This is a genomic window from Pseudomonas sp. PICF6 (assembly GCF_009831705.1).
In the GTDB taxonomy this organism is placed as follows: Bacteria; Pseudomonadota; Gammaproteobacteria; order Pseudomonadales; family Pseudomonadaceae; genus Aquipseudomonas; species Aquipseudomonas rhizophila.
The window spans coordinates 46,821-58,484 of the sequence record NZ_WUUD01000025.1; the positions used below are offsets into that span (position 1 = coordinate 46,821).

The 11,664-nt window shown below is 58.1% G+C and carries 12 protein-coding genes and 1 pseudogene; 6 read left to right on the plus strand and 7 right to left on the minus strand.

Annotated elements, in window-relative coordinates; genetic code table 11:
• The first annotated feature begins 96 nt into the window (after nucleotides 1-96).
• A complete protein-coding gene (locus GSM73_RS16200; RefSeq protein WP_047227013.1) occupies nucleotides 97-279 on the plus strand; it encodes a PA3496 family putative envelope integrity protein in 183 nt (60 codons plus the stop codon).
• Nucleotides 280-335: 56 nt separating this feature from the next.
• Here the strand turns inward: GSM73_RS16200 and GSM73_RS16205 are convergent, their stop codons facing one another.
• Nucleotides 336-962 carry a response regulator transcription factor gene (locus GSM73_RS16205; RefSeq protein WP_047227014.1) on the minus strand — a complete coding sequence of 209 codons (627 nt, stop codon included), beginning with the start codon at nucleotides 960-962 and terminating at the stop codon, nucleotides 336-338.
• A gap of 469 nt (nucleotides 963-1,431) precedes the next feature.
• Here GSM73_RS16205 and GSM73_RS16210 point away from each other — a divergent pair.
• A pseudogene (locus GSM73_RS16210) lies at nucleotides 1,432-1,689 on the plus strand (hypothetical protein); the annotation flags it as partial.
• Between the two features lie 244 nt (nucleotides 1,690-1,933).
• Here the strand turns inward: GSM73_RS16210 and GSM73_RS16215 are convergent.
• Together GSM73_RS16215 and GSM73_RS16220 are read right to left on the minus strand one after the other, a co-directional pair.
• Nucleotides 1,934-3,151 carry an argininosuccinate synthase gene (locus GSM73_RS16215; protein WP_024779511.1) on the minus strand — a complete coding sequence of 406 codons (1,218 nt, stop codon included), beginning with the start codon at nucleotides 3,149-3,151 and terminating at the stop codon, nucleotides 1,934-1,936.
• A 127-nt stretch (nucleotides 3,152-3,278) separates the two neighbouring features.
• Entirely contained in the window at nucleotides 3,279-4,241 is a 963-nt protein-coding gene (locus tag GSM73_RS16220) for an OmpA family protein (RefSeq protein ID WP_160893232.1), read from the minus strand.
• Between the two features lie 191 nt (nucleotides 4,242-4,432).
• Here GSM73_RS16220 and pyrC point away from each other — a divergent pair, with 191 nt between their 5' ends.
• Together pyrC and rnt are read left to right on the plus strand one after the other, a co-directional pair.
• Nucleotides 4,433-5,479: a dihydroorotase gene (pyrC, locus tag GSM73_RS16225; RefSeq protein WP_047227016.1), complete on the plus strand. Its 1,047-nt coding sequence runs from the start codon at nucleotides 4,433-4,435 to the stop codon at nucleotides 5,477-5,479.
• Nucleotides 5,476-6,153, plus strand: coding sequence for a ribonuclease T (gene rnt / locus GSM73_RS16230; protein ID WP_047227017.1), 678 nt, complete (start codon nucleotides 5,476-5,478; stop codon nucleotides 6,151-6,153). The genes pyrC and rnt overlap by 4 nt, the downstream gene beginning before the upstream one ends.
• A gap of 202 nt (nucleotides 6,154-6,355) precedes the next feature.
• On the opposite strand, the gene GSM73_RS16235 is transcribed toward rnt, so the two are convergent.
• Nucleotides 6,356-6,958 (minus strand): peroxiredoxin, encoded by a 603-nt coding sequence (locus tag GSM73_RS16235; RefSeq protein ID WP_003204949.1) that lies wholly within the window; start codon nucleotides 6,956-6,958, stop codon nucleotides 6,356-6,358.
• A 303-nt stretch (nucleotides 6,959-7,261) separates the two neighbouring features.
• Between GSM73_RS16235 and GSM73_RS16240 the strand changes: the two genes are divergently transcribed.
• Together GSM73_RS16240 and bfr are read left to right on the plus strand one after the other, a co-directional pair.
• On the plus strand, nucleotides 7,262-7,480 hold the full coding sequence (locus GSM73_RS16240; RefSeq protein WP_047227019.1) for a bacterioferritin-associated ferredoxin: 219 nt from the start codon (nucleotides 7,262-7,264) through the stop codon (nucleotides 7,478-7,480).
• A gap of 199 nt (nucleotides 7,481-7,679) precedes the next feature.
• Nucleotides 7,680-8,153 (plus strand): bacterioferritin, encoded by a 474-nt coding sequence (gene bfr / locus GSM73_RS16245; RefSeq protein ID WP_047227020.1) that lies wholly within the window; start codon nucleotides 7,680-7,682, stop codon nucleotides 8,151-8,153.
• A 196-nt stretch (nucleotides 8,154-8,349) separates the two neighbouring features.
• On the opposite strand, the gene grxD is transcribed toward bfr, so the two are convergent.
• The 3 genes from grxD to GSM73_RS16260 form a co-directional block, all read right to left on the minus strand.
• Nucleotides 8,350-8,691, minus strand: coding sequence for a Grx4 family monothiol glutaredoxin (grxD, locus tag GSM73_RS16250; protein WP_047227021.1), 342 nt, complete (start codon nucleotides 8,689-8,691; stop codon nucleotides 8,350-8,352).
• A gap of 99 nt (nucleotides 8,692-8,790) precedes the next feature.
• A complete protein-coding gene (locus GSM73_RS16255; protein ID WP_076383710.1) occupies nucleotides 8,791-10,899 on the minus strand; it encodes a molybdopterin oxidoreductase family protein in 2,109 nt (702 codons plus the stop codon).
• A gap of 131 nt (nucleotides 10,900-11,030) precedes the next feature.
• Nucleotides 11,031-11,318 (minus strand): hypothetical protein, encoded by a 288-nt coding sequence (locus tag GSM73_RS16260; RefSeq protein WP_047227023.1) that lies wholly within the window; start codon nucleotides 11,316-11,318, stop codon nucleotides 11,031-11,033.
• Nucleotides 11,319-11,664 lie beyond the last annotated feature (346 nt).

Here is an 11,664-nt window from a genome sequence, read left to right on the forward strand (position 1 = left end):
TTTTATTGATTTGTCGATTGAAAAAATCTTTTTTACCCGCCCGTGGTTTATCGATATAAGGAGCGCCAATGGCAGTTTAAGCCTGGAGTCGATCCCATGAGTGCTGACAAAGAACAACTGGATGTAGAAGACGATTTCATCGCCGTTGAGGCCGACGATGTGGAACCTGTGGTCGTCGAAACAGCGAAAACCAATCTGAGCAAACGTCGCACGATTGATAATCTGCTGGAAGAGCGCCGCTTGCAGAAACAACTGGCCGATTACGACTTTGACCTCTGACACGTAAAAGCCTCCCGAATGGAGGCTTTTTACTGAGTACGCGCGGCCGGAAAAACTCACACTAACCCGTTACGCTGCGCCAGTTCGATCAGATCAACCAGCGAGCGGGCATTGAGCTTCAACAACAAGCGTGTCTTGTATGTACTGACGGTCTTGTTGCTCAAGAACATCCCATCGGCAATTTCCTTGTTGGTCTTTCCGCGAGCCAGTTGCTGCAAGACCATCATCTCTCGCCCGGACAGTCGATCGACCATATCGGACTCGCTTGCGTTACCCAGACTCGAACGCACCGTATGCAGGGCCTGATTGGGGAAATAACTGTACCCCGACAGCACCGCCTTGATTGCACTGAGTAACTCGGTGAGGTCCTGCTGCTTGCACACATAACCGGCTGCCCCCGTCTGCATGCAGCGCATCGAAAAATGCCCAGGTGCCTGGGAAGTCAGCACCAGAACTTTCAAAGGTGAAGGGTTGGCGGTCAGGCGTGCGATGACCTCCAGTCCATCCAGTTTCGGAATGCCGATATCCAGAATAACGATATCAGGCATAAGTTCACGGGAAAGTTGCAACGCATCGACGCCATTATCGGTTTCGGCAATAACTTCATATCCATGACGCTCCATTAGCAAACGTACAGCAAGACGAATGACGGGATGATCATCCACGATCAGCACTTTATTCATGGGCAAATCCAACTTCGCTGTTCGAATTTTTAGAGCACGCACAATAGCCTAGTCAATTCTACCTTGGCATGCCGCCCCCCCTGACCGCTCGCACCGAGAGACGCAACCTACAAGCGATACAGAAAAATCCTACAAATCCCCTTGGAAATAATGCGCCATAAATTTGTTTACAGAGGCAAATGGATGCATCAGGGGATCCGCGCCCCTCTAAACAAGCGCTTTTTTCTGCATCCCCCCCGTCCCCAAATAGCGAAAAAACACTCGACTCATAAAAAGTAACTGAATTATTTACCAACACAACCACAATGGTTTTATTTAAATAAAATTGAATTCACATAAGGAATAAGCGAAATTTATTCAATCCCATTTATGAGGAGACACCACGATCAATACCTTCACCGCGAACTCATCAATTACTCACACCTTCCTAATGCAATCACCGAGCCTGAATATGTTATGAGCATCCACCATGAACAAACCTTCGAAAATCATCACCAACCCCATGACGCTAATCGCTATATTCGCAACTTTATCCGAGACTTCGGCAGCCATCTCCCTGCCTTTCCTCGACGATCAGGACCGTGAATACTACCTTTGGTTTCTGATCAGCTTTCCGTTCTATCTATTATTTCTTTTTTTTATCACCCTGAACTTTAACTATCGCTCGTTATATTCGCCCTCGGATTTTCGCAAGAGCAAACACTTCATGAAAATCATGGATGATTCAAGCTGTCGGCGCGCACGGTTTTCCCGCCGGGCGCCCAAGGGCAAAGGATGGCTGATCACTGTTCATCCACAGAAAAAACAGCGACGACTGTTCATTTTGGTTATCCCCCGGGCACCGGAAGGCCTGGCCGAGGCAAATCGATCCAAACGCGCAAAACAGCGCCACAACGAATGAGCAGCACAGGGGAAAGGGTCCCCCAAAAAAAACGGCCTGCACATGGCAGGCCGTTTTCATGGAGCCAGGATCAGAACAGCTTGCGACCCTTGTTCGCCGCGATGCGCATGCGCAGGGCGTTGAGCTTGATGAAGCCAGCAGCGTCGGCCTGGTTGTAAGCGCCGCCGTCCTCTTCGAAAGTCGCGATGTTGGCATCGAACAGGGAGTCGTCAGACTTGCGCCCAGTGACGATGACATTGCCCTTGTACAGTTTCAGGCGCACGACGCCATTCACGTTGACCTGGGAGGCATCGATCATCTGTTGCAGCATCAGACGCTCCGGACTCCACCAGTAACCGGTGTAGATCAGGCTGGCGTACTTGGGCATCAACTCGTCTTTGAGGTGAGCCACTTCGCGGTCCAGGGTGATCGACTCGATCGCGCGGTGAGCACGCAGCATGATGGTGCCGCCCGGGGTCTCGTAGCAGCCGCGGGACTTCATGCCGACATAACGGTTCTCGACGATGTCCAGACGACCGATGCCGTGTTCGCCACCGATACGGTTCAGGGTCGCCAGCACGGTGGCCGGGCTCATTTCCACGCCGTCCAGCGCGACGATATCGCCGTTGCGATAGGTCAGCTCCAGGTATTGCGGGGTGTCAGGAGCCTTCTCCGGGGAGACGGTCCAGCGCCACATGTCTTCTTCGTGCTCGGTCCAGGTGTCTTCCAGCACGCCGCCTTCATAGGAGATGTGCAGCAGGTTGGCATCCATCGAGTACGGGGATTTCTTCTTGCCGTGGCGTTCGATCGGGATGGCGTGCTTCTCGGCGTAGTCCATCAGCTTTTCACGGGACAGCAAGTCCCACTCGCGCCACGGCGCGATGACTTTCACGCCGGGCTTGAGGGCATAGGCACCGAGTTCGAAACGCACCTGATCGTTGCCCTTGCCGGTGGCACCGTGGGAAATGGCGTCGGCACCGGTTTCGTTGGCGATTTCGATCAGGCGCTTGGCGATCAACGGACGGGCGATGGAGGTACCCAGCAGGTACTCGCCTTCGTAAACAGTGTTGGCGCGGAACATCGGGAACACGAAGTCACGGACGAACTCTTCGCGCAGGTCATCGATGTAGATCTCTTTGACGCCCATGGCCTGAGCCTTGGCGCGTGCAGGCTCGACTTCTTCGCCCTGCCCCAGGTCAGCGGTGAAGGTCACCACTTCACAGTTATAAGTGTCCTGCAGCCACTTGAGGATCACCGAAGTGTCCAGGCCGCCGGAATACGCCAGAACGACCTTGTTTACGTCCGCCATGCCATCACTCCACGGGTTGTACGGAAAGCCGGGAAGTTTAACGTCCAGCGCGGATAATTTACAGGGGCGCGACAGCTTATGACGACGAAGCGACAGATTATGTCGAACGCGCGACGATCCTCACGGGTCAGGATGTCCGCGCGGCGGTGGCTGCAGTGGGCTGGGCCGGTGTCGCGGTCGGCGTCGGAGCCTTGGCAGGGGGCGCGGCGGGTGTAGCCCGCGGTGCCGGCGCTTCAGGCACCGCCACACGCTCCAGGCGCACGGCCACACGACGGTTCTTGGCGCGATTGGCGGCACTGGTGTTGGGCACCAGGGGGTAACGTTCGCCGTGGAACCGCACGGTGATCTGCGACTCTTGAAAGCCGTTGGCCTTGAAGAAGTCCTGGACCGCCAGGGCACGGCGACGAGACAGCTCACGATTGGTCAATCGATTGCCGCTATTGTCGGAGTGACCGTCGAGTTCGACATGGTTGACGGTCGGGTCGGCTTTGATGAAGTCGATCATCACCTGCAACTGAGCCTTGGCCCGGGCATCGAGCTCAACGTCTTCGCCGGGAAAGCCGATCTGGGATTGCTTCACCTGCTCGAAATTCTTCGGCAACAGTTTTGCCACGCAGCCCTGGTAATCACTGAAGGCCTTGTTGAAGCGCACGGGCAGCAGCCGGACTTCCGAAACCCGCCCGTCCCCAGTGTTACGCCGTACCACCGGGCTGCGCCCTTCCATCAGCCCGCTGATCAAGCGGCCCGCCTGGACCTGAGAGCTGTTGAACAGCACATCGCCGCTGCCGAGCCTGACCGAGCCCAGGTTGATGTCGCCCCGTCCCGGCTGCCAAGGCGCGGCGGCCGCCAGCAGGATGGCCGAACCACCACCGAGCATCGGGTTATGGGACTTGAGCCGGAAGATCGCCTGCTCGCCGGCCCGGCGCACGAATTCGCCGCTGCCGAAATCGGTGACCGGCTGACTCAGCCGGCACTCGAACTTGTCGCCTTCGACCGTCCACTCAATGCTCTCCAGACGGGTCTGGAAAGTGAGCGCCATGGCGGGAAGGCTGGCAAACACACTGAGCAAGGCTAAATAACGCTGGCGCACGGGCGGCTCCAATGGCTTTTATACAAAGATCGACACACGTTGAGAGTATGACGCCTGTCCGGGGCGCCTTACGGATTCGTGGCACACCTGTAGGAGCTATCGGTAACTTGCGCCAGAACTTGATAGCGGGTGCCTGAATCGGTCTTTTCCGGTAGCATTCCCCAGAGTTTGACCCGCCTGGAAGCCCCCCAATGTCCGACCGCCTGACCCTGCTGCGTCCCGACGACTGGCATATTCATCTTCGCGATGGTGCTGTGTTGACCCATACCGTCGCCGATGTCGCGCGCACCTTCGGGCGCGCAATCATCATGCCGAACCTGGTTCCGCCAGTGCGCAACGCCATCGAGGCCGACGGCTATCGCCAGCGAATCCTGGCCGCACGCCCGGCCGGCAGCCGTTTCGAACCGCTGATGGTGCTTTACCTCACCGACCGTACGCAGCCCGAAGAAATACGCGAGGCCAAGGCCAGCGGCTTCGTCCATGCCGCCAAGCTGTACCCCGCCGGCGCCACCACCAACTCGGACTCCGGCGTCACCAGCATCGACAAGATTTTCCCGGCGCTGGAGGCCATGGCCGAAGTCGGGATGCCGTTGCTGATCCACGGTGAAGTCACTCGTGGCGACGTCGACGTGTTCGACCGCGAAAAAATCTTCATCGATGAGCACATGCGTCGTGTCGTGGAGCGCTTCCCGACGCTCAAGGTGGTGTTCGAACACATCACCACCGGTGATGCCGTGCAGTTCGTCAACGAAGCCCCGGCGAACGTTGGCGCGACCATTACCGCGCATCACCTGCTGTACAACCGCAACCATATGCTGGTGGGCGGGATCCGGCCGCACTTCTATTGCCTGCCGATCCTCAAGCGCAACACCCATCAAGAAGCCTTGCTCGACGCTGCCACCAGCGGCAGCGCCAAGTTCTTCCTCGGCACGGACTCGGCGCCCCATGCCCGGCACGCCAAGGAAGCGGCCTGCGGTTGCGCTGGCTGCTACACCGCCTATGCCGCCATCGAGATGTATGCCGAGGCGTTCGAGCAGCGCAATGCGCTGGACAAACTCGAAGGCTTCGCCAGCCTCCACGGCCCGCGCTTCTATGGCCTGCCGGTGAACACCGATCGTATTACCCTGGTTCGCGACGAGTGGACCGCCCCCGCCAGCCTGCCTTTTGGCGAGCTGACTGTTATCCCGCTGCGCGCCGGTGAAAAACTGCGCTGGCGCCTGCTGGAGGAAAGTGTGTGAGTGAAGATCATTTCGACGACGAGCTGGACGGCAACGGTGGTTCGGGCGCTGCCCGTCACCCCATGGCAGCCCGCTTCCGGGGCTACCTGCCGGTCGTGGTCGACGTAGAAACCGGCGGTTTCAACTCCGCCACCGATGCGCTGCTGGAAATCGCTGCGACCACCATTGGCATGGACGAAAAAGGTTTTGTGTTCCCTGATCACACCTATTTCTTCCGCGTCGAACCGTTCGAAGGCGCCAACATCGAGGCGGCAGCCCTGGAGTTCACCGGGATCAAGCTTGATCACCCATTGCGCATGGCGGTGAGTGAAGAGACGGCCCTGACGGACATTTTCCGAGGCGTGCGCAAGGCTTTGAAGGCCAACGGCTGCAAACGGGCGATCCTGGTCGGCCACAACAGCAGCTTCGACCTGGGCTTTCTCAATGCGGCGGTGGCGCGCCTGGATATGAAGCGCAACCCGTTCCATCCGTTTTCCAGCTTCGACACCGCGACGCTTGCCGGCCTGGCGTACGGCCAGACCGTGTTGGCCAAGGCCTGCCAGGCGGCCGACATCGACTTTGATGGCCGTGAAGCCCACTCGGCCCGCTACGACACCGAGAAGACCGCCGAGCTGTTCTGTGGCATCGTCAATCGCTGGAAAGAAATGGGTGGCTGGCAGGATTTCGACGACTGATGTGCTGAGTAAGCATCAGGACGGTGGGAGCAAGGCTTGCCCGCGATGAAAACGACACGGTGTCCCAGAGATACCGAGGCGCCTGTATCGCGAGCAAGCTTTGCTCCCACAGCTGTTTCTGGTGTTTTTCAACAATTGGGATAAATCCTTCCCCATAAAAAAACCGGCCCATCGAGGGCCGGTTTTTTTGTGCCTGTTGCGCTTACAGCTTGTCGCTGTGCTCGCCCAGGTAGGCGGCAACGCCTTCAGGGGATGCGGTCATGCCCTTGTCGCCTTTTTTCCAGTTGGCTGGGCACACTTCGCCGTGCTCTTCGTGGAATTGCAGCGCGTCGACCAGACGGATCAGCTCTTCCATGTTACGGCCCAGTGGCAGGTCGTTGATGATCTGCGAACGGACAACGCCCTTGTCGTCGATCAGGAACGCGCCACGGAAGGCCACGCCGCCTTCGGACTCAACGTCATAGGCCTTGGCGATTTCGTGCTTCATGTCGGCAGCCATGGTGTATTTCACCTGGCCGATGCCGCCATTGTTGATCGGGGTGTTGCGCCAGGCGTTGTGGGTGAAGTGCGAGTCGATCGAAACGGCAACCACTTCAACGTTGCGGGCCTTGAAGTCGTCCATGCGGTGATCCAGCGCGATCAGCTCGGATGGGCAGACGAAGGTGAAGTCCAGCGGGTAGAAGAACACCAGGCCGTATTTGCCTTTGATGGCCGAGGACAGGGTGAAGCTGTCGACGATTTCGCCGTTGCCGAGCACGGCCGGGACGGTGAAGTCAGGGGCTTGTTTGCCTACGAGTACGCTCATTGGATATCTCCTGGTGAATAACGTGAAAACAAGGTCCGGGCCAGCCTGCCACCCTCAGGCGACAGCCCTGTGACACGAACCCGCTTGCAAGGGCCGATCATCATACACCGCGAATTTGGACTGTCTTCAACGGTTTTTCGGCGAGTCCAAAAATCCTTTCCCTTGGCATGCCCCCTCATTGGCCCTGGATAAAAAACCGTTCGTCAGCTCTGGCCCAAGGGTTTCAGAAACCACTTTGACAATCATTCTCGTTAACATTAAGATCCGTCTCAATTGAGTCACAACCAGCGACGGTTCTTACTTATGTATGTTTGCCTCTGCACTGGCGTCACCGACGGACAAATCCGCGAAGCGATCTATGAAGGCTGCTGCAGCTACCGCGAAGTCCGCCAGGCCACCGGCGTAGCCAGCCAATGCGGCAAATGTGCGTGCCTGGCCAAGGAAGTGGTTCGCGAAACCCTTGCCAAAATGCAAACGGCCCAGGCCTCGATTCCCTATCCGGTAGAATTTACTGCCGCTTAAATCCAGCTTCTTGAAGAACCGGGCTCAATGTCCGGTTTTTTTATGCCTTTAAATCAAGCGCTTAGCCTCTAGACGCGGAACACAAACATTCTTATTCCGATTAATTTTCATTTATTATTCAATAACTTAGGTTTGACACTCGTCAGTGTGCGGCTCAAACTCAGCCCTATACACAGCTATTACAGGGCAGGCCCTCACCATGAAAGGCGACGTTACAGTCATCCAGCATCTCAACAAGATCCTCGCCAATGAGCTGGTCGCGATCAACCAATACTTCCTGCATGCGCGCATGTATGAGGATTGGGGCCTGAACAAGCTGGGCAAGCACGAGTACCACGAGTCCATCGACGAGATGAAACACGCGGACAAGCTGATCAAGCGCATCCTGTTCCTCGAAGGTCTACCGAACGTCCAGGACCTGGGCAAGCTGCACATCGGCGAACACACTCAGGAAATGCTCAAGTGCGATCTGACGATCGAGCGTGCCGGCCACGCCGACCTGAAAGTCGCCATCGCCCATTGCGAGAGCGTTGGCGACTTCGGCAGCCGCGAACTGCTTGAAGACATCCTCGAGTCCGAGGAAGAACACATCGACTGGCTGGAAACCCAACTGGGCCTGATCGACAAAGTGGGTCTTGAGAACTACCTGCAATCGCAGATGGGCGAAGAGTAACTTCCCCAAAAGCAAGCCAATAAAAAGCCCCGCCCTCTTTCCAGAGGCGGGGCTTTTTATTGCCTGGATTTCCAGGCCACAGCGCAAAACCTTTGTGGGAGCGAGCCTGCTCGCGATAGCGGTCTATCAGTCACAACACGTTGACTGACACGCCCTCATCGCGAGCAGGCTCGCTCCCACATTGTTTGTCCGTGAATCAGGCTTCTGTCTTGTTCGCAGCCGCTTTTTCGGCAGCAGCCTTGATCGTGGCCTGCAAAGAGCCGTCGGCCGCCATCTCGGTCATGATATCGCTACCGCCGATCAGCTCACCGGCCACCCACAGTTGCGGGAAAGTTGGCCAGTTGGCGTACTTGGGCAGGTTGGCGCGGATTTCCGGGTTCTGCAGGATGTCCACGTAGGCAAACTTCTCGCCACACGCCATCACAGCCTGAGCAGCCTTGGCCGAGAAGCCGCACTGTGGCGCATTCGGCGAGCCTTTCATGTAAAGCAGGATGGTGTTGTTGGCAATCTGGTCTTTAATCGTTTCGATGATATCCACGGAGCACCTCGGCTTAAACTTTGCGACTTCAGTTGTCGACACGGTGGCGCATTGTAACGGAAAGCCGAGCACGCTGCTCGGTCTCCCCGAGAGACAAATTCACGCAGCCACCACCTTCACCGGAACCCCATTGAGCGCTGCATTGCCAGACAACTCATCCAGCTGACAGTCATCGGTCAGGTCATTGGCGCTCGAACCGGGCTGGGCGCTGGCAATGGTCATCTGCACGCCCGGCCGGGCATGGCCCCAACCGTGGGGCAGGCTGACCACGCCTTTCATCATGTCCAGGCTACCCTGCACCTCGACTTCAAGCATACCCACCCGCGAACTGACTTTCACCCGCTGCCCGTCGCTCAACCCGCGACTGCTCAGATCCTCCGGGTGCATCAGCAATTGATGACGCGGCTTGCCCTTCACCAGGCGGTGGAAATTGTGCATCCAGGAGTTATTGCTGCGCACATGACGTCGGCCAATCATCAGCAACTCATCCGCCTGTGGTGCCTGCAACCCGGCAAAGCGCGTGAGGTCGGCAAGAATGACCGCCGGTGCAGCCTGCACTCGCTGGTTTTCGGTTTTCAAGCGTGGCGCCAGGTTGGGCTTGAGGGCGCCCAGGTCGATGCCATGGGGATGGTCGAACAAGGTCGCCAGGGACAGCTTATGCGGCGAGGCGTCGCCATAGGCGCCGGCACGAAGGCCGAAATCGATCATTTGCGCCGGCGGCATGGTCGGTTTGAGTTCCTTGCCGGTTCGGGCAGCGAAAGCCTTGGCCAGACCGACGAAAATTTCCCAGTCGTGCAGCGCCCCTTCGGGCTTGGGCAGGATCGCTCGGTTGAAACGGGTCACGTTGCGCACCGCGAACAGGTTGAACGTGGTGTCGTAATGGTCGTTTTCCAGGGCCGAGGTGGATGGCAGGATCAGGTCGGCGTAGCGCGTGGTTTCGTTGATGTACAGATCGACGCTGACCATGAACTCCAACCCGTCCAGCGCCTGCTCCAGTTGCCGTCCGTTGGGAGTGGACAGCACCGGGTTGCCCGCCACGGTGACCAGCGCACGAATCTGGCCTTCGCCCTCGGTGAGCATTTCCTCGGCCAGAGCCGAAACCGGCAACTCGCCCGCGTACTCGGGACGCCCGGACACCCGGCTTTGCCAGCGATTGAAATGCCCTCCCGAGGTGGTCGCAACCAGGTCCACCGCAGGCTCGGTACACAGGGCCCCACCGACCCGGTCAAGATTGCCGGTCACCAGGTTGATCAGCTGAATCAGCCAGTGGCACAGCGTGCCGAACGCCTGGGTCGAGACGCCCATCCGCCCATAACAGACCGCTGAAGGCGCGGCAGCGAAGTCCCGGGCCAACTGCCGAATCTGCGTAGCCGGCACAGCACAGAGCGGGCTCATCGCTTCAGCCGTGAAGGTCGCGACGGCCTGGCGCACGTCTTCCAGGCCATCCACCGGCAGGTGACTGTCACGGGTCAAGCCCTCGCTGAACAGGGTATTGAGCACACCAGACAGCAAAGCGGCATCGCCACCCGGGCGCACGAACACATGCTGGTCGGCAATAGCCGCCGTTTCGCTGCGACGCGGATCGACCACCACCACTTTACCGCCACGGGCCTGGATCGCCTTGAGGCGTTTTTCCACGTCCGGCACGGTCATGATGCTGCCATTGGAGGCCAGCGGGTTGCCGCCCAGGATCAACATGAAGTCGGTGTGATCGATGTCCGGTATCGGCAACAACAGGCCGTGACCGTACATCAGGTGACTGGTCAGGTGGTGAGGCAGTTGGTCCACCGAAGTCGCCGAAAATCGGCTGCGCGTCTTCAGCAGGCCCAAAAAATAGTTGCTGTGGGTCATCAGCCCATAGTTATGCACACTGGGATTGCCCTGGTAGACCGCTACCGCGTTCTGACCGTGGCGTTCCTGGATGCCCGCCAGACGTTCGGCCACCAGCGCGAAGGCATCGTCCCAGGCAATAGGCTGCCACTCGCTACCGACCCGCCGCATGGGCTGGCGCAGGCGATCCGGATCGTTCTGAATATCCTGCAGCGCTACCGCCTTGGGGCAGATGTGGCCGCGACTGAAGCTGTCCAGTGGATCGCCCTTGATCGAGGTGATCGCCAGGCCCTGGCCTTCGGTCTCGGTGGTTTCAAGGGTCAAGCCACAGATGGCTTCGCACAGATGGCACGCACGGTGGTGGAGAGTCTTGGTCATGGCCAGCCTCTATTTTATTCGTAACGGGCGCTTTCGGCCGCGGGAACAAAACTATGGCGCGTGATCCCCCCCTGCGCCAGCGACGTTCGTCCTGTGAATTGCCGTGCATCAGGCCCGTCGATGCAGTGAGCTCAAGGCTGCTCGGAAGGCGGCGCCAGCAACTGGATTTCCTCGATGGTTTCCACTTGCTCGTGAGCAATGGGCACGCCCGTCAACTCTCCGATCAATCGCCAATGCTCGTCGAGCCCGCTGCTGATGGTGGCCATGCGATCGATCATGCGTCGGCCTGCTGCCTTGGTCACCTCGTCATCGCTGCGCAGCAACTCGAATGACATGGACGTCACCGAGGCGGTCAGGTGAGTCAGGGAGCGCGCTGTCAGCCCCAGTAGTTCCATCAGTTGTTGCTCTTTCGAATCCATTTCGGGGCTCCTGCGTCTGAGGTTCATTTATAACCCAGGCCCTGGCATTAGGAAATATTCACGCCCAGGAACAGGCCGGCCAAATCATTCAATAACGCCCCGGTTTGATTGCCAAGCTGCGCAAGGCCGGTGTACAAATGGGTGGCTGCTGTCAGGAACCGGCTTCATACATGTCTTCGCCAACCTGCTATGACCTCGCTGAAATCCCCTAAAACTGTAGCCCTATTGGTAAGACGCGACATTTCCTTATAAGATCGCGCCTTCCCCTATTTCGTCGCCCCGTGCGGCTTTTGCCGCAGGTCTCGCCCGTTTTTTCATGAAACAAGGCTTTGAGCATCTGCGATCA